The following is a 17928-nucleotide window of genomic DNA, read 5'->3' on the forward strand; positions in this document are numbered from 1 at the left end:
TGGTGACCAGGCCGCCCCGATCACTCAAGCCACCGGAACCGAAGCCACGCCCGGCGAGAGGAACGGCTTCCCGTTCACCCGTTCCGACACGCCTGCCCGGTCCAGGTACGGCGTGATGCCACCCAGCCAGAACGGCCATCCGGCGCCCAGGATCAGGCACAGGTCGATGTCCTGTGCTTCCGCGACCACGCCCTCGTCCAGCATGATCCGGATCTCCCCGGCGATGGCGTCCAGCGCGCGGTCCCGGACCTGCTCGGCGGTGGACGGCCGGGCGCCCTGGGTCCACAAAGCGGCGACCTCCGGGTCGACCGACGGGGTGCCCGTCGCGTCCCAGGTCCACACGCCCTTCTTGCCTGCCTTCACGAACTTGTCCAGGTTCTCGCTCACGGTGAAGCGGTCCGGGAACGAGCCGTGCAGTGTTTCGCCTACGTGCAAGGCAATTGCGGGTCCGACGAGCTGCATCAGGTTCAGCGGCGACATCGGCAGGCCGAGCGGTTCGAGCGCCGAGTCGGCCACCTCGAACGGCGTGCCCTCGTCGACGGCCACCAGCACCTCGCCGAGGAACCGCAGCAGCAGCCGGTTCACGACGAACGCCGTGGCGTCCTTCACCAGCACGCTCGACTTCTTCAGCTGCTTGCCCACCGCGAACGCCGTCGCCAGCGCGGCGTCGTCGGTCTTCTCGCCGCGCACGATCTCCAGCAGCGGCAGCACCGCGACCGGGTTGAAGAAGTGGAACCCGACCACGCGCTCCGGGTGCTGCAGCTTCGCCGCCATCGCGGTGATCGACAGCGACGACGTGTTCGTCGCCAGGATCGTCTCCGGCGACACGTGCTGCTCCAGCTCCGCGAACACCTGCTGCTTCACGCCGAGCTCCTCGAACACGGCCTCGATCACGAAGTCCGCGTCGGCGAAGGCGGCCTTGTCGAGCGACCCGGTGACCAGCGCCTTCAGCCGGTTCGCGCCGTCCGGGGACACGCGGTTGCGCGCCAGCAGCTTGTCGATCTCGTCGTGGACGTAGCCCACGCCCTTGTCGATCCGGTCCTGGTCGACGTCCGTGAGCACCACCGGCACCTTCAGCCGGCGGACGAACAGCAGCGCCAGCTGGCTCGCCATCAGCCCGGCGCCGACGATGCCGACCTTGTTCACCTTGCGCGCCAACGACTTGTCCGGCGCTCCGGCCGGTCGCTTGGCCCGCTTGTTGACCAGGTTGAACGAGTACAGCCCGGCCCGCAGCACGTCCGACATCAGCAGCTCGGCGAGCCCGTCGGTCTCCGCCGCGTAACCGCGGTCGAGATCATTGGACCGCGCCAGGTCCAGCAGCTCGACCGCCTTCGTGGCACCCGGGGACGCGCCGTGCGTCCGGCCGTCCACAATGGACTTGGCGCGCGCGATGGCGGCGTCCCACTCCGCTCCGCGATCGATCTCGCGCCGCGCCGGGGTGATTTCGCCACGGACCACTTTGGACAGCCACCGCAGCGACTGCTCCAGGTAGTCCGCCGAACCGAAGACCTCGTCGACGATCCCGAGCTCGGCGGCCTGGCGCACGTTCAGCATCTTGTTCTGCGCCAACGCGTTCTCGACGATCACGGTGACCGCGGCGTCCGGGCCGATCAGGTTCGGCAGCAGCTGCGTGCCGCCCCAGCCGGGGAAGAGGCCCAGGAAGACCTCGGGGAACGCGATGGCCGCGGTGTTCTCCGACAGCGTCCGGTAATGGCAGGACAGCGCGAGCTCGAGCCCGCCGCCCATCACCGCGCCGTTGATGAACCCGAACGTCGGGATCTTCGATTCGGTGAGACGGCGGAAAACGTCGTGTCCGGTCTGCGCGATCTCCCGCGCCAGCTGCGGGTCGCTCACCGCCTCGACGCCGGACAGGTCCGCGCCGACCGCGAAAATGAACGGCTTGCCGATGACCGCGATCGCGGCCGGTTCGGCGGCGAACGCCTTGTCGAGCGCGGCATTGAGCGATACGAGACCTTGCGGGCCGAAGGTGTTCGGCCGCGTGTGGTCGTGTCCGTTGTCCAAAGTGATCAGGGCGACCGGCTTGTCGAGACCGGGGACCTTGACCAGGTTCGTGACCGCGTTGGTCACCACCTCGTCCGGGAACGCGGCCTTCGCCGCTGCTTCGGTGAAAGTCATTACTTCGCCCCCTCGAACGCCGGGTTTTCCCAGATCACGGTGCCGCCCATACCGATACCGATGCACATCGTCGTCATGCCGTAACGCACGTCCGGCCGCTCGGCGAACTGGCGCGCGAGCTGTGTCATCAGCCGTACGCCGGACGAGGCCAGCGGATGCCCGCACGCGATCGCGCCGCCCCACTGGTTCACCCGCGGGTCGTCCTGCGAGATGCCGAAGTGGTCGAGGAAGGCGAGCACCTGTACCGCAAAGGCCTCGTTGATCTCGAACAACCCGATGTCGTCGACGGAAAGTCCGGTGCGTTTGAACAGTTTCTCGGTGGCCGGTACCGGCCCGATGCCCATCACCTCCGGCTCGACGCCCGCGAACGCGTACCCGACCAGCCGCATCGCGACCGGCAGGCCCAGCTCGCGCGCGGTGTCCTCGTCGGCGAGGAGCGCTGCCGTGGCCCCGTCGTTGAGGCCGGCCGCGTTGCCCGCGGTGATCCGGCCGTGCGGGCGGAACGGCGTCTTCAGTTTCGCCAGCTGCTCGACGGTGGTCCCCGGCCGCGGCGGCTCGTCCTCGGTGGCGAGACCCCAGCCGAGCTCGGGTGACCGCGTTGCCACCGGGACCAGCTCCGGGCCGATCTTGCCGGTCTTCACCGCCTCGGCGTACCGCTCCTGGCTGCGCGCGGCATACGCGTCGGTGCGCTCCTTGGTGATTTCCGGGAAGCGGTCGTGCAGGTTCTCCGCGGTCTGGCCCATCACGAGCGCAGTCGGGTCGACGAGCTTGTCCGCGATGATCCGCGGGTTCGGGTCGACGCCCTCGCCCATCGGATGGCGGCCCATGTGCTCGACGCCGCCCGCGATGGCGATGTCGTACGCGCCGAAACCGATGCCGCTCGCGGTGGTGGTGACCGCGGTCATCGCACCCGCGCACATCCGGTCGATCGCGAAACCGGGTACCGACTTCGGCAGCCCGGCCAGCAGCGCGGCGGTGCGGCCGATGGTGAGGCCCTGGTCGCCGATCTGCGTGGTCGCGGCGATCGCCACCTCGTCCACCCGCTCGGCAGGCAGTCCGGGATGCCGCCGCAGCAGCTCGCGGATGGCGTTGACGACGAGGTCGTCCGCGCGGGTCCCGGCGTAGATGCCCTTGTCGCCCGCCTTGCCGAAGGGAGTGCGCACCCCTTCCACGAAGACGACGTTGCGCACGCCTCGCGCACTGGGCGCGAGCGGCGGCGTAGCTGGTCCGGCCACGAATGCTCCTGAGGTCGACAGATTTCCTGCCCGCAGGGTAGCCCTTGTTACCCGCGGGTAACCAGGGGTGTGGCCCGGTCGAGTGGGGGACGGCACACTCCCGGGGCGCGTGGCGTACGGCACACTGGCCGGGAAGGACCAACCGGATGGGGGACGGCAATGGGGCTTTTCCGGGCGAACCCGGCGCGCAAACAGGCGGCCGAGATGGCGCGGCTGCGCAAGGCACTCGCGAAATCCGGCGACCCGGACAGCCCGCAAAGCCTGCAATTACGGCACCGGCTGGGCTTGCTGCTGGTCGAAACCGCCGATTGGCCTGCCGCCGAGGAGCACTACACCGAACTCGCCGACGCCCAGCTGCGCGTCGCCGGTGATCGGGACCCGGGCACGCTCGGCGCGTGGGCGAACCTGGCCGTCGCGCAGGCGGCGCAGGGCCGGGTGGACGACGGCGTGCACCTGCTGGAGTCCACTGTGGAGGTTTACGAGGACGCCATCGGGGCCGACGACCCGGCCACCCTGCAGGTACAGGTGATGCTGGCGGAAATGCTGTCACTGGCCGGGGATTACGACGGCGCGCTGGACGTGCTCGACCGGCACCGGGCAGCCTGCGAGCACCGGTTCGGTCCCGGGCACGAGCAGACCGTGGCAGCCGGGCACCGCATGGTGGCAGTGCTGCGGACGCTGGGCCGGTTCAAACAGGCCGAGGAGCTGCACGACGAGCTGTCGGCGGACCTGCACAGCGCGGAGGAACGCGACGCGGCCCGCGCGGTTTCGTTGCTCATCAAGGCGGAAAGCGGACGGGCGAACGGAGTCCGCACCGCGGCGAGGCTGCTCGTCGAACGCCGTCCGACGGCGGACTCGGTCGAAGCGCTCGCCTCGGTGCTGCGGCATGCGGGCGAACCGGCGGAGGCGGCCGAGCTGTATCGGCAGCTGGTCGCCGCACACGGCCCGGGATCGCCGCGGACCTGGGGCCTGGCGGCGGAACTGGCGCGGGCGTACCTGGAAAGCGGCCAGCTGGACGAGGCCGAGCAGCTGACCGGCGAACTCCTGGAATCCCGCGGGCTCCCGGACCTGCATCCGATCACGCTGGGCGTCCGCGCGACGTCCGCCCGGGTGGCCAGGGAGCGCGGCCGGAACGCAGACCGTGAGCTGGCCGCTGTGGTGGCCGGGTTCGAGGAGGTGTTCGGGCCGGAGCATCCGGATACCGTCGAAGCGGCGGGGTGGCTGAAGAAGGACTGAACCACGGGATCGGCCAGCCACCGACCTCGTCCCGGCGGTTCACGCCACGCTCGGCCCGCGGGCGCCGAACACCCTTGCCCCGTGGGGGAATCCGGCCCGCGGTCAGGTGGCGCGGGGCCGCCCGCCGGAGGCGATCCCGATCTTGGAACGCGCGGCGGAGCTGTTCGAGGAGACGCGCGGAGGCAGGGACCCGGCGGCTATTCCGCCATTGCGTGAACTGGTGGTGCGTCGGCCCGGCGCGTGGGTGCGGGAAGCTTGGGCCACGGCGCTCCTGCTGGAGCCGGGCCGACCGTGACTCTGCAGAATCCCGGTACCATGGCCCCTGATTACCTCATTACACCCATGCGAAGGGGCCCGATGAGCCTTCGGCAGTTCGAGTACGCACTGGCGGTCGCCGAGGCGGGCTCCGTCACCGCGGCGGCCGAGCGGTTGCACGTTGCCCAGCCGTCGGTGTCGCAGCAGATCCGGGCGCTGGAGCGCGAACTCGGCGTGACCTTGTTCGCCCGCACCCCGGCCGGGCTGGTGCCCACCGTCGTCGGTCGCGCGTTTCTCCAGGATGCCGAGGTTGCCGTGCGGGCGGCGCGGCGCGCACGGGCCACGGCGCGGGCCGGGGCCGACGAGCTGGTGGGGGAGCTCGTCGTGGCGGTGCAGATGGGGCTTGGCACGCGGCAGCTGCCGGGTGCGCTCGCGGCGTTGCGCCGCCGGTTCCCGCGGCTCGAGGTCACCGTTTTCGAGGAGCCGGACCCGGTCGAAATGGAGCGGCTGGCCCGCCGCGGCGCCCTCGACGTCGCCCTCATGGACGGGCCTTGCGAGGAAGGCCTCTACGACGGGCACCACCTCGGCGACGAGGAGTTCGTCGTGGTGCTCGGCGCCGGGCACCGGCAGCTCGCCGCCGAGCGCGTGCAGCTGAGCGAGCTGGCCCGCGAGCCGTGGATCAGGTTCGACCGCGGCAGCGCCCTCGACGGCGTCCTCGAGAAAGTGGTGCAGGACAACGGGCTTTCCCCCACCACGGTCGCCCGCGTGTCCCAGACCGCGACGGCCGTGCGCTGGGCCGCGCACGGTCTGGGAGTGACGCTCGTTCCGGCGTCCGCGGTGCCGCCGGGCCACGAGCACCTCACACGGCGGGTGTTCCCGGTGGTGGCTCAGTCCGTCGTCGCCGCGGTCCGGCCAGGGGCCGGCCGCGTGGAGGCGGCGCTGCTCGATTTCCTGCGGCAGGAAAAGTGGGACTCCACCGCGGAAATCGAGCTCAAAGCTGGGTGAACCCGCCGTCCACGGCCAGTTCGGCGCCGGTCGTGTAGGTGGCGTCGAAGGCAAGGAAGACCGCTGCCCGCGCGACCTCGGCGGGGGTGCCGAACCGCCGCATCGGGTTCTCCGCCGCCCGGTCCGCCTTGAACTGCTCGGCTTCCTCCTCGGACATCCCACTGGCCAGGATTCCGGTGTCGACCGGACCCGGGCTGATCGCGTTCACCCGGATTCCGCGCGGCAGCAGCTCACTCGCGAGGTTCCGGGCCAGCGAGCGCACCGCTGCCTTGCCTGCCGCGTAAACACTCGCCGTCGGCATGCCGCGGACATTCGCGACCGACGTCGTCAGCACCACCCCGGCGCCGTCGCTCAGCAGCGGCGCGAGCTTCTGCACGGTGAAGAAGGCGCCCTTCGTGTTGACCGCGAACAGCTCGTCGTACAGCTCCTCGGTCACCGATTCGAGCGGTGCGGTGCGGGCGGCTCCGGCATTGACGAACAGCGCCTCGACCGTCCCGAACTCGCCCTTCACCCGGTCAGCCAGGGCCTCCAGATCGGACAGCGAAGCAACATCGCCGCGTACACCCACCGCGTTCTCGCCGAGCTGCTCGACGGCGGCGTCGAGAGTGGCCTGGGAACGGCCGGTGATGGCCACGCGTCCGCCACCGTCCACCAGCAGCTGGGCCATCGCCAATCCCATACCGCTGCTGCCGCCGGTGATCACTGCATTCTTACCGCGATATGCATTCATTCTTTGCTCCCGATCGTTTTCGTCAGCGGTGGAATTCGCCACCGTCGACGACAAGACTGCTGCCGGTCAGCCATTGCGCTTTTCCGGATACGAGAAAAAGCACCGCATCGGCAATGTCGTCCGGCGCTCCGTCGCGGCCGAGCGGTACGGCGGGCGCTGCCGCGTCGCCGTGGACCTGCGCCCACAGCTCCCGCGTCGCTTCGCCGCCCGGCGTCGCGGTGCGGCCGGGGGACACCGTGTTGACCCGGATGCCGGACGGCGCCAGCTCCAGCGCCAGCCCCCGGCTGTAGTTCTCCAGCGCCGCCTTCGCGGCCGTGTAGTGCAGGAACGCCGAGACCGGCGTGGGTACCGCGGCGGACGAAACGTGCACGATCGCCCCCGAGCCCTGCTGCGCCATTCCCGGGGTCAGCAACGCATCCAGGCGCACCGACGACAGGAGGTTCAGGTTGAGCGCGTCCAGCCATTCGTCGTCCGGGATGGTCGCACTGCCCTGGTGCGGCCGCGCTCCGCCCGCGTTGTGGACCACGATGTCCACCCCGCCGAGCACCTCCTGGGCAGCCGCGGCGACCGCCTCCGCACCGGCCAGGGTCCGCACGTCGGCCTGCACGAACGACGCTCCGTCCGGCGCCTTGCTCTCCGCGGACCGGGCGGTGGTGAGCACCTCCGCGCCCGCCTTCAGGAATTGCCGGACAATGGCCGCGCCGATTCCGCGCGAACCGCCGGTGACCAATGCCCGCTTTCCGGTGAGTGCACGCTTTTCCGCGCCATTTTCGGTCGTGGTCATACCACTGGTCCTCTCGCTTTGATACAGAAGAAGAATCGCGTGCCGAACTCTTCAACCGTACTTTCGGAAAAGCGCGAGAAGCAAAGACGAAAAGGTGCGGGAACGCCATAGGGAAGTCCTATGGCGGGGTTTCAGGCGGCCGTGACCTGCAATGCCTCGGTCAGCGCGCGCACGGTGAGCTCCACCTGCCACGGCCGCGCGCCACCGGCTCGCAGCGTTTCCGCCACCGACTCCCCGGCCGGCGGGCGCCAGCAGGTGCGGCGGAGCAGGTCGGGCAGCAGGAGGTTTTCGACCGGCAGCCGGCGGTCCTCGGCGATCGCGGCCAGTGCGGTGCGGGCGGCGGCGAGGCGGGCGGCGGCGTCGGGGTCCTTGTCGGCCCAGCGGTTGACCGGAGGGGGACCGTCGTTCGGCTGGCTCGGGCTCGGCAGTTCGCTCGCGGGCAGCGTTTTCGCCGCCTGCAGATGTCTCAGCCAGCTGGCCGTGTACTTGCGTTGCACGCGCCCGCTGAACACCGGCAGCGCCTGCAGCTCCTCGACCGTCTTCGGGTCGGCCGTGACGGCGTTGATGATCGCGCTGTCGGGCAGGATGCGGCTCGGGGCGCGGTCGCGTTTGCGGGCCAGCTCGTCGCGGGCCTGCCACATCTCGCGCACCGCGGCGAGGCCACGCGGGCTGCGGACCTTGTGCACCCCGGACGTCCGGCGCCACGGTTCGGCGCGCGGCGCAGGCGGCGGCGCGGTGCGGACGGCTTCGAACTCCTGCTGCGCCCACTCCAGCTTGCCCTGTGCGGCGAGTTCGGCTTCGAGCTTCTCGCGCAGTTCGTTGAGCAGTTCGACGTCGAGGGCGGCGTAGTTGAGCCAGTCGACCGGCAGTGGCCGCTTCGACCAGTCCGCGGCGCTGTGCCCCTTCTCGAGGGTGTACCCGAGCAGCAGCTCGACGAGCGTGCCCAGCGCGACGCGTTCGTACCCGGTCAGCCGTCCGGCCAGTTCGGTGTCGAAGAGCGACCGCGGATGCAGGTCCAGTTCGGCGAGGCAGGGCAGGTCCTGCGAGGCCGCGTGCAGCACCCACTCGGTGTCGTTGAGGACCTCGCGCAGCAGGGCGAGGTCGCCGTCCAGGGCGATCGGGTCGACCAGCACGGTGCCGGAACCTTCGCGGCGCAGCTGGACGAGGTAGGCCTTGGGCCAGTAGCGGTAGCCGGACGCCCGTTCGGTGTCGACGGCCACGGCGCCGGTGCCGGCGGCGAGCCGCGCGCAGGCCTCGGCGAGAGCGGCGGGGTCGGCCACCACCGGTGGCGTGCCCTCCGCGGGTTCGCGGAGCAGCACCGGCGGCGGCGTTCCGGAGTCCTCGGTGGTGGCCTCTCCGGTCCGGGCTCCGTCCGCCTGTGCAGTTCCCATGTCCGACGACCCTACGGGACGGGCGGACCGCGCCTGGTCCGCCCGTCCCGCAGGGTCGTGGTCGGTCGTCGTCAGCGGATCACGCCGGCTCGCATCGCCAGCGCGACCATCTGTGCCCGGTCGCCCGTACCGAGCTTGCGCCCGATGCGGGACAGGTGGGACTTGACGGTGAGCGCGGAGAGGGAAAGCTCCTCCCCGATCTCTTTGTTCGACTGCCCGTCGGCGACGAGCTGCAGCACCTCGACCTCGCGCGCGGAAAGCTCGCGCGGGGTGTTGTCGGTGCCCGCCACCCGTGTACCGGTGGCGAGGACCGGGGCCACACTCGGGTCGGCGTACACGCCGCCCTCGAGGACCCGGCGCACGCCGTCGGTGACGACCACGGGCGAAGCCGACTTGAGCAGGTAAGCCTGAGCACCGGCCTGGAACGCGGAGCGCACCGCGTACGGGTCGTCGGAAGATGCCAGGACCACTACGCGCGGCCAGCCATGACTGCGGAGCTCGGTGACGAGCTCGATGCCGCTGCCGTCGGGCAGTCCGAGATCGAGGATCGCCAGGTCGCACGGGCCGGTGGCCTGTGCTCGCGCCCTCGCCTCGGCCACCGTGGCGGCTTCGTGAACGGTACCCGCACCCATCTGTGCGAGTCTTGCTGCGATTGCCTCCCTCAACAGCGGGTGGTCATCGACCACCAACACGGAAAACAGCTCTTCCCGCGGGTGCGGAACCATGCTCGCCGGCAAAGCACCGGCTGGCGTGGATCGGACGGCCTGAGATAAGCCGACGGTAGCCACGTCACTACCTCCCTGGAGTCGGTCGTGCCCCCCGACCGGCACCGGGACCTTCGGCCGTTCAGCCGCGCCAGCTTTAGACCGAAAGTGGTGTCGTCCCAGGCACTGTAGCCGCCCCGGCGCGGTTGCGGGGGGATCGAATGGGTATCTATCCGAAACAGTTCGTCACTCAGTGAGGTCGTTGTAACACGATCGGACTAACGATCGGCCACGTGTTAACGACTGGCGGTGCTACCGCGATGCACCTGAGTTACCGCCTCGAAAACGGGCGTGCAGATGGTCCGTGCACCTGCGGGTGCTGCCGGGCTCCGGCTACCGGGCCGCCCGCTCGGGTCCGGAAATGCCCCCCGGCCGGGGCAAGATCACTTTCTTTCACATTTGAGCGAGTTCGGGTCCCAGTGTGCGGGGCCGCCGGTGGCGGCCGGTGCGCGGGGTCCGGAACCGGTCCGGGGCGGTGACCTGGGGTTGACTGCCTGTGATCACGACCGGCCACGAACGGGCAGCATCCGGTGCAACGGTATGCGCGGTCCAGGATGGACGGACGACGGCCGCACCGCCGCGAAGGGGTGCGCCGCGGGCGGACACGGGTCCGGAAACGGCGTGGCGGCGGAAAGGTGCGCGTGCAGGGGCCCCGGACGGGCTGCCCGTCCGGGTGAACTTGGGGAAATCAGGAGCTCTGGCGCTGCTCGAACAGCGTGACGCCCACCGGCGGCAGGCCCACGACGCTCGCCATCACCTGGCAGAACGCGAGCCCGTGCGGGCCCAGCGCGCCGTCGGTGGGGGTCCAGGAGGCGCGCAGTTCGAGGTCGTCGGTGCGGGCCGGTCCGGCGATGTCGCCGAAGCGGGCCGAGGACGTCTCGGTGACCGTGCCGCCGAGCGCCTTCCACGCGGCGCCGGACGCCTCGAGCGCGTCGGTGAGCCACGACCAGCCGACGGCGGGCAGGAACGGGTCGGTGGCGAGCTCGCGGTCGAGCTCCGCGCGCACGTACATGACCAGCCGCAGGACGCCTTCCCAGCCTTCCTGGCCGTCCGGGTCGTGCAGGAGCACCAGCCTGCCGGACGCCATGACGTCCGCCGGACCGGAAACCTCGCAGCTCAGCGCATACGACCACGGCGCGAGCCGCTGCGGCGCGCGCATCGTCTCCAGCCGGATCTCCGGACGCGGCCGGACGGCTTGCAGCGCCGCGACGGCTTCGCGGAAGAGATCGGGCACTGGCGTCATCGCGGTCACGCAAAGACTGTAGGGCGGCAACGCCCGGTTGCGGACGCAGGCGCGCCGAGGGTGCGTGAAGCAGGCGGCCGCACGCTGGCGCCCCGGCTCCCGGGGCCGGTTTTTCAGACGTCCCGGATGCCGGGTTGGTTGCGCTGGGATCGCCCCAATGTGGCATTGGGTGCGCTGGACGCAACGAGCGCCACATTGGGTGCGTGGGGATCGCCCCAATGTGGCGTTGGGTGCATCTGACGCAGCGAACGCCACATTGGGTGCGTGGGATGCAGCGAATGTGGCATTGGGGTCATTCCTTGCGGCAAGAGTCCCGGCGGGGGCAGGGCGGAAGTGGGTGGCCCGGAGGTGGGGCCCGGCGGGGGCAGGGCGGAAGTGGGTGGCCCGGAGGTGGGGCCCGGCGGTGGGGCCCGGCGGGGGCAGGGCGGAGGTGGGTGGCCCGGAGGTGGGGCGGAGGTGGTGGGGCGGGGTCTGCGGCCGGGAGTGTCGGACCCGCGTGGGACCATGGGGTTCGTGCCTCAGGTTTCGTCAGCGTCAGCTTCGCTCGTCCGGTCCCGTCGCAGTCTGCCCGGTTCGCCGTTTCTCGCGGCCGCGCGCGGGGAGCGGCCTGCGCACGTGCCGGTGTGGTTCATGCGCCAGGCCGGGCGTTCGCTGCCGGAGTACCGCGCGCTGCGCGAGGGCGTGCCGATGCTCGATGCGTGCTTCGACCCGGAGATGCTCGCCGAGATCACCCTGCAGCCGGTCCGGCGGCACGGCGTCGATGCGGCGATCCTCTTCAGCGACATCGTCGTCCCGCTCAAGGCGGCCGGGGTCGACATCGACATCGTGCCCGGTACCGGGCCGGTGTTGGCCGAGCCGATCCGCGACGCGGCTGCCGTGCGGGCGTTGCCGGAGCTGGCGCCCGAGCAGGTCGGCAAGGTGGCCGAGGGCGTCGGGCTGCTGGTCGAGCGGCTCGGCGACACGCCGCTGATCGGGTTCGCCGGGGCGCCGTTCACGCTGGCCAGCTACCTCATCGAGGGCGGGCCCAGCCGCAACCACGAGCACACCAAAGCCCTCATGCACTCCGAGCCCGAGTTGTGGCACGCCCTCGCCGCGCGGCTCGCCGACATCGCCGCCACCTTCCTGCGCGCCCAGCTCGACGCGGGTGCCGACGCGGTCCAGCTGTTCGACTCCTGGGCCGGCGCGCTGTCCGAGCGCGACTACCGCGAGTTCGTGCTGCCACATTCGGCCCGCGTGCTCGCGGCTGCAGCGGGGTACGACGTGCCACGCATCCACTTCGGCGTCGGCACCGGCGAGCTGCTGGGCGCGATGCGCGAGGCGGGCGCGGACGTCGTGGGCGTCGACTGGCGGGTGCCTCTCGACGTGGCGGTGCAGCGGCTCGGCGGTGACGTCGATCCGGTCGTGGTGCAGGGCAACCTCGACCCGGCGCTGCTGCACGCGTCGTGGCCGGTGCTGGAGGCGGAGGTACGGAGGATCGTCGAGGAGGGCCGCGCCGCTCGCGGGCACGTCTTCAACCTCGGCCATGGCGTGCTGCCGGGGGTGGATCCGGAGGTGCTCACTCGCGTAGTCGAGCTGGTGCACTCCCTGTGAAGCAGGTCGCCGTCGTCGGCGGCGGGATTTCCGGGCTTACCACGGCGTATCGGCTGCGCAGGCTGCTCGGCGACCGGGTGGAGATCACGGTTTTCGAGAGCACACCCGCGATCGGCGGGAAACTGCGCACGGCCGAGGTCGGCGGGGTCGGTTACGACGTCGGTGCCGAAGCGTTCCTCGCGCGGCGGCCCGAAATGCTCGATCTGGTGGCGGAAGTCGGGCTCGCGGATCGGCTTGTCCACCCCACGAAGGCGCGCGCGAAGATCCACGCGGGCGGGTCCGTGCAGGGGCTGCCGCCGGGAACCGTGATGGGCGTGCCGGGGTCGGCGGACACCGTCGCCGGAGTGCTGTCCGACGACGGCCGCCGTGCGGTCGAGAAGGAACGTTCGCTCGGGCCGGTCGAGCTGGGTGAAGCAGATGTGCCGCTCGGGCCCTTGCTGCGTGCGCGATTCGGCGACGAGCTCGTGGACCGGCTGGTCGACCCGCTGCTGGGCGGCGTCTACGCGGGCGGTGCGGACGGGCTCGGTCTCCGTGCGACGATGCCTGGGCTGGCCGATGCGGTCGCGGCGGGAGCAGGTTCGCTCACCGAGGCGGCGTCGTCGCTGCTGCCCAAAACACCCGGCACCACACCGGTGTTCGGCACGCTCGCCGGTGGCCTGCAAGGACTTCTGCAGCGATTGCTGGACCTGTCCGGCGCGCGGCTGCGTACGTCGGCCACGGTCCGTTCGCTCACCCGGACCACCACCGGCTGGCGGCTCGACATCGGTGCGGCTGCCCCGGCGCACGCGCCTGCGGACAGCCCGATCGGGGTCGACGCGGTCGTCCTCGCCGTTCCCGCGCCCGCCGCGCGAAAGCTTCTCGATGGAGTGGCCCCGGCGGCGTCGGTCGCGTTCGGTGAGGTCGAGCTGGCGTCGATGGCCGTCGTCGCGCTCGCGTTGCCGCCGGGTACCGAACTGCCCGAGGCATCCGGAATCCTCATCGGCGCGGGGGAGCGGGATGCGGAAGGCGTGCTGTACGCGGCCAAGGCGTTCACGTTTTCGTCGAACAAATGGGCGCACTACGGCGGCCGACGGAACCACGGTCCGGTGCTGGTGCGGGGTTCCGTCGGCCGGTTCCGTGAGCCCGGTGCCCTGAACGGGGACGACGACGCGCTGGTCCTCGCGGTCCGTGACGATCTCGCGCGGCTCGCCGGCGTCACCGCGACGCCCATCGACACCCTGGTCACGCGCTGGGGCGGCGGCCTGCCGCAGTACGGCGCCGGGCACCTCGAGCGGGTCGCGCGGATCGAGGCCGCGGTCGCGGACGTGCCCGGGCTGGCCGTGGCGGGCGCGACGTTGCACGGCGTCGGGCTGCCCGCGTGCGTGGCCACCGCCGACGCCGCCGCCCGGCGCATCGCCGCGCAGCTCACGATGTGATGGAGCCCCTTGGCACGCCGGGCAGGTGCAGTGCCAGGATGGGGTCATGGCGCGGCTGAATTACAACGAGCTCAACGACACCATCCGCTACACCACGTGGTCGGTCTTCCGGATCGAACCGGGGAAGCTCGGGGACGATCGCGGCGCCGCGGGCCGGGAGACGGCCGAGTACCTCGACGGGCTCGAGGCCAAGGGCGTCGTCGTCCGCGGGGTCTACGACGTGTCCGGCCTCCGCGCCGACGCCGACTACCTGATCTGGTGGCACGCCGAGGAAATCGAGCAGGTCCAGGCCGCGTACACCGGATTCCGCCGCACGCCGCTGGGTCGCGCGTCCACCCCGGTGTGGAGCCAGACCGCGCTGCACCGGCCCGCCGAGTTCAACAAGAGCCACGTGCCCGCGTTCCTGGCCGGCGAGGAAGCGCGCAAGTACATCTGCGTGTACCCGTTCGTCCGCTCGTACGACTGGTACCTGCTGCCCGACGAGGAACGCCGCAAGATGCTGGCCGACCACGGCAAGGAAGCACGCGACTACCCGGACGTGCGCGCGAACACCGTCGCCTCCTTCGCACTCGGCGACTACGAGTGGATCCTCGCGTTCGAGGCCGACGAGCTGCACCGGATCGTCGACCTGATGCGGCACCTGCGCAACACCGAGGCGCGGCGGCACGTGCGCGTGGAAATCCCGTTCTACACCGGCACGAAGGTGCCGCCCGCCGAGCTCGTCGCGGCTCTGCCGTAACCGGTGCACGACGTACTGGCCGGGGCGTGGCAGGCGCTCACCGGTGAACCGCTGCCCGCGGTGTCGCTGACCGGCGGCGAAAACGTGCTGCCCGGGCATTTCCGGGTCGCCGCGATGGCCACCGCGAGCGTCGCCGCGGCCACCCTTGCGGCGGGTGAACTGCTGCGGGTGCGGGGAATCGAACCCGGCACGGTCGCGGTCGACACCCGGCATGCCGCGGCGGCGTTCCGGAGCGAGCAGCTGCTGCGGATCGACGGCGAACCCGCGCCGAGCCCGTGGGGCCGCATCGCAGGCGACTACCGGGCGGCTGACGGCTGGGTCAAGCTGCATTGCAACTACCCGCGGCACGAGGCGGCGGTGTGCTGGGCGCTCGGGGTCCCGTCCGTGCGCGAGGCGGTGACCAAGGCGGTGGCCGGGAAAACCACGGCGGAGGTCGAATCCGCCGTGGTCAGCGCGGGCGGCGCGGCGGCGCTGATGCGGTCGCGCGAAGACTGGCTGGCGCACCCGCAGGGGCAGGCTGTCGCAGGGTTGCCGCTCGTGGAGCTGAACCGGATCGGCGACGCCCCGAAGCGCCTGCTGTTCGATTCCGCGCGTCCGCTGGGCGGAGTCCGGGTACTGGAGCTGACGCACGTACTCGCCGGTCCGGTCGCGGGCCGGGTGCTGGCCGCACACGGCGCGAACGTGCTGCACGTCGGCGCCGCGCACCTGCCGCGGATTCCCGTGCTGACCATGGATACCGGACAGGGCAAGCGATCCGCGTTCGTCGCGCTCGACACCGAAGGCGGCCGCGCGAAACTGAAGAAGCTCATCGCCCGCGCTGATGTGCTGGTGCAGTCGTTCCGTCCCGGCGCGCTCGCGCGGATCGGGTTCGGCCCGGAGCAGCTGGCCGAACTACGTCCGGGCCTGGTGGTAGCGGACCTGTCGGCGTATGGCTGGCAGGGCCCATGGGCGCGGCGGCGGGGGTTCGACAGCCTGGTGCAGATGTCGTCGGGCATCGCGCAGGAGTACGCCACCGACGCCCCGGCGCCACTGCCCGCGCAGGCCCTGGACCACGCCACCGGCTGGCTCACCGCGGCGGCGATCATGACGGCCCTCCGCCACACGGTCACCGATGGCGGTACCTGGCAGGCGCGCCTTTCCCTGGCGGGTACCGGACGATGGCTGGATTCGTTGGGGCGCAAGGATCCTGAACCGTCCGAAGTGGACTATGTGGACCTGCTGGAGGACGTGGAGAGCGCCTTCGGCCGGATGACCAGGGTCCGCATGGCGGGGGAGTTACCGGGAGCCCCACCTCGCTGGGACAACGCAACCCACGAGCCGGGTGCCGATACGGCGGTGTGGTCCCCGGTCACGTGAACGAGACACGCGCCCCGGAAGCTAACCCCGGCGGAACCACCGGCGTCGTGGCTTGGGCAAGTCTCCCCGCGTGATCAGCCACTCCGCGAAAGCGTCCGCGTACTCCCGTGCCCGGACGGCGGTCGTCTTGGGGTTCTCCGACGCGTAGGTATCGAACAGCGCCCGGTACCTCTCGCCCAGGGCGTCCGGCAGATCGGGGCGCAGGTAAGTCACCAGCCGCCGCCGTTTGCTCAACAGGACGTCTGCCTCGATCTCCAGACGGGACGGGTCGAAGCCGGACGGAGCGGCCGCCCCCGTGAGCAGGCTGTTCAGCAACGCCGCCTGCCGCGCGGCCAGCTCCGCGCGGCTCACGACATCACCACGGCCCGCAGCGCAGCCAGCTCGGCGGCCAGTTCGCTGTCGGCCGGGTAGTCGTCGTCGCGTTCCAGGAGAACGCCTGGGGGGTCGGTGCGGCGGCGGAGTTCTGCCAGCAGGTCCAGGACTTCCGGCAGTACCGGGTGTGCATGCGTGTCGTGGTAGACGCCGTTGCGTTCGATGCCGCCTGCCATGTGCACGTACGCGAGCCGCTCCCACGGGATGCCGTCCAGGAACGCCGCCGGGTCGGTGCCCACGTTGCGGGCGTTCGCGTACAGGTTCGCCACGTCGATGATCAGCAGGCAGCCCGTCCGTTCGGTGAGCTCGGTGAGGAACTGCTCCTCGGTCAGCTCGCTGTCCGGCCATTCCAGCAGTGCGGCGATGTTCTCCAGCGCGAGCGGGACGTCCACAATGGACTGTGCCAGCCGGACGTTGTCCACCAGCACGTCCAGCGCCTCGCGGGTACGGGGCAGCGGCATCAGGTGCCCCGAGTCGAGCCCGCCTGCCCGGACGAAGCACACGTGGTCGCTGGCCAGCGGTGCGTCGAGGGCGCGGGCCAGCGACGCCAGATGCTCGACCCGCGCGGTGTCCAGCGGTTCGGCGCCGCCAAGGGACAGCGACACCGCGTGCGGCAGCACCGGCATTCCCCGTTCCCGCAGGGCCAGCAGGCTTTCCGGCAGGTGCGGGACGTGCAGGTTCTCCGCGACCACCTCGACCCAGTCGACGCCCGGCAGCCGCGCGATGGACAGGTCCAGCTCGGGCCGCCATCCGATGCCGATGCCCAGCCGTTCAGCCACCGCACCCTCCTCCGCCGCAGCCGCTTCCACCGCCGTCACCGCCCCCGTCGCCACCCGAGGACGAGCCCGCTCCGCTCTTCAGCGCCGCGCTCGTCGCATGATCCGGGTACAGCGCGATCCCGCCCAGCGCGACCAGCGACGCCGCACCCACGAACGCCACGCCGCCATACGCCTTCCGTGCCTTGGTGTCGGTGCGGGCGTAGGCGACGATGCCCCGTCCGGCCCTGGTGGGACGGGTTTTCGTGTTGCCGCGGAGAATCAAGGTGAACATCGCCAGCATCGCGGTGGCAATGAGCAGCCCGTTCAGGAACTCGTTCGGCCGATGCAAGGTCCCCCCGTTGATCGACCTGATCAGGCCGACCGCGAACAACGCCACGTACACCAGCACGAGCCGAGTGTAGAAGCGGTTGAACATCGACGACGGCAGTGTCAGGCCACGGCCTTCGAGGTCACGGCCGATCGCTTGCACCGCCGGCGCCACCGAACCCGACTTGCGCAGCTGGGCCGTCGTCTGGGCGGTACCCCGGCAGGCTTCGTGTACCGCCGATTCCACCCATCCGGCAGGCGAACCGGCGGCAATGGCGGTGAGCTGGCCCTTCGTGCTCACCCGCAGCAGGCCCCGTTCCAGCAGCGACGCGATCGCCGCGTCGACCGTGCGATGCGGGCCGCCCGCGAGGTACGCGAGCTGGTACACGTCGAGCGGGCTGCGCACGTCCGCGGGCGGCTGCTTCCGCACGGCCCGTGCAATCGGCGGCCAGGCGAGCTGCACGATGACCACCAACGCGAGCGCCGGCCCGTAGATCAGCAGGAACTGCGGTCCCGAGAGGCCCCAAGGTTGTTCCATGATCTCCCCCTTCTCGATCCGGTCGACCTCCGGACGTCCGAGGTGCCCGGTTCG

The 17928-nt window shown here is 71.1% G+C and carries 16 protein-coding genes; 6 read left to right on the plus strand and 10 right to left on the minus strand.

The genetic code is table 11. From position 1 onward, the window contains the following. Positions 1 to 24: 24 nt before the first annotated feature. Both OO71_RS21270 and OO71_RS21275 read right to left on the minus strand, forming a co-directional pair. Positions 25 to 2136, minus strand: a complete 2112-nt coding sequence (locus OO71_RS21270; RefSeq protein WP_033291599.1) for a 3-hydroxyacyl-CoA dehydrogenase NAD-binding domain-containing protein — start codon at positions 2134 to 2136, stop codon at positions 25 to 27. Then, positions 2136 to 3326: a thiolase family protein gene (locus OO71_RS21275; protein WP_033291600.1), complete on the minus strand. Its 1191-nt coding sequence runs from the start codon at positions 3324 to 3326 to the stop codon at positions 2136 to 2138. Before OO71_RS21275 ends, OO71_RS21270 begins: the two co-directional genes overlap by 1 nt. A 204-nt stretch (positions 3327 to 3530) precedes the next feature. On the opposite strand from OO71_RS21275, the gene OO71_RS21280 reads away from it, so the two are divergent. Then, entirely contained in the window at positions 3531 to 4607 is a 1077-nt protein-coding gene (locus tag OO71_RS21280; RefSeq protein ID WP_033291601.1) for a tetratricopeptide repeat protein, read from the plus strand. 357 nt (positions 4608 to 4964) lie between these two features. Next, entirely contained in the window at positions 4965 to 5867 is a 903-nt protein-coding gene (locus tag OO71_RS46545; protein WP_051791793.1) for a LysR family transcriptional regulator, read from the plus strand. Here the strand turns inward: OO71_RS46545 and OO71_RS21290 are convergent. The 5 genes from OO71_RS21290 to OO71_RS21310 form a co-directional block, all read right to left on the minus strand. After that, complete coding sequence (locus tag OO71_RS21290; RefSeq protein ID WP_033291602.1) at positions 5854 to 6597, minus strand: SDR family oxidoreductase; 744 nt, start codon at positions 6595 to 6597, stop codon at positions 5854 to 5856. The two genes, OO71_RS46545 and OO71_RS21290, sit on opposite strands and share 14 nt — an antisense overlap. 22 nt (positions 6598 to 6619) lie before the next feature. Beyond that, positions 6620 to 7381 carry an oxidoreductase gene (locus OO71_RS21295; RefSeq protein ID WP_033291603.1) on the minus strand — a complete coding sequence of 254 codons (762 nt, stop codon included), beginning with the start codon at positions 7379 to 7381 and terminating at the stop codon, positions 6620 to 6622. A gap of 131 nt (positions 7382 to 7512) precedes the next feature. Continuing rightward, positions 7513 to 8772, minus strand: a complete 1260-nt coding sequence (locus OO71_RS21300) for a ribonuclease D (RefSeq protein WP_051791795.1) — start codon at positions 8770 to 8772, stop codon at positions 7513 to 7515. 71 nt (positions 8773 to 8843) lie between these two features. Continuing rightward, positions 8844 to 9560, minus strand: coding sequence for a response regulator transcription factor (locus OO71_RS21305; RefSeq protein ID WP_033291604.1), 717 nt, complete (start codon positions 9558 to 9560; stop codon positions 8844 to 8846). Between the two features lie 664 nt (positions 9561 to 10224). Then, entirely contained in the window at positions 10225 to 10788 is a 564-nt protein-coding gene (locus OO71_RS21310; protein ID WP_033291605.1) for a DUF3000 domain-containing protein, read from the minus strand. 495 nt (positions 10789 to 11283) lie between these two features. Between OO71_RS21310 and hemE the strand changes: the two genes are divergently transcribed. From hemE to OO71_RS21330, 4 genes are read left to right on the plus strand one after another with little or no spacing between them, the layout of a single operon-like run. Then, positions 11284 to 12369 carry a uroporphyrinogen decarboxylase gene (gene hemE / locus OO71_RS21315; RefSeq protein WP_156096455.1) on the plus strand — a complete coding sequence of 362 codons (1086 nt, stop codon included), beginning with the start codon at positions 11284 to 11286 and terminating at the stop codon, positions 12367 to 12369. After that, on the plus strand, positions 12366 to 13784 hold the full coding sequence (hemG, locus tag OO71_RS21320; protein WP_033291606.1) for a protoporphyrinogen oxidase: 1419 nt from the start codon (positions 12366 to 12368) through the stop codon (positions 13782 to 13784). The genes hemE and hemG overlap by 4 nt, the downstream gene beginning before the upstream one ends. A 46-nt stretch (positions 13785 to 13830) precedes the next feature. Then, positions 13831 to 14523 carry a hydrogen peroxide-dependent heme synthase gene (gene hemQ / locus OO71_RS21325; protein WP_033291607.1) on the plus strand — a complete coding sequence of 231 codons (693 nt, stop codon included), beginning with the start codon at positions 13831 to 13833 and terminating at the stop codon, positions 14521 to 14523. 3 nt (positions 14524 to 14526) lie between these two features. Next, positions 14527 to 15879: a CoA transferase gene (locus OO71_RS21330; RefSeq protein WP_033291608.1), complete on the plus strand. Its 1353-nt coding sequence runs from the start codon at positions 14527 to 14529 to the stop codon at positions 15877 to 15879. 21 nt (positions 15880 to 15900) lie between these two features. On the opposite strand, the gene OO71_RS21335 is transcribed toward OO71_RS21330, so the two are convergent. The 3 genes from OO71_RS21335 to OO71_RS21345 are packed head-to-tail and all read right to left on the minus strand — an operon-like array spanning position 15901 to position 17874. Further along, positions 15901 to 16230, minus strand: coding sequence for an SCO6045 C-terminal-like domain-containing protein (locus tag OO71_RS21335; protein WP_033291609.1), 330 nt, complete (start codon positions 16228 to 16230; stop codon positions 15901 to 15903). Further along, positions 16227 to 17030, minus strand: coding sequence for an MbnB/TglH/ChrH family RiPP precursor modification enzyme (locus tag OO71_RS21340; protein WP_033291697.1), 804 nt, complete (start codon positions 17028 to 17030; stop codon positions 16227 to 16229). Before OO71_RS21340 ends, OO71_RS21335 begins: the two co-directional genes overlap by 4 nt. Further along, the gene (locus OO71_RS21345; RefSeq protein WP_033291698.1) at positions 17023 to 17874 is read right to left on the minus strand and encodes a TIGR04222 domain-containing membrane protein; all 852 of its coding nucleotides are present in this window, start codon (positions 17872 to 17874) and stop codon (positions 17023 to 17025) included. Before OO71_RS21345 ends, OO71_RS21340 begins: the two co-directional genes overlap by 8 nt. Positions 17875 to 17928 lie beyond the last annotated feature (54 nt).

This window comes from Amycolatopsis jejuensis, assembly GCF_000717335.1.
GTDB classification, from domain to species: Bacteria; Actinomycetota; Actinomycetes; order Mycobacteriales; family Pseudonocardiaceae; genus Amycolatopsis; species Amycolatopsis jejuensis.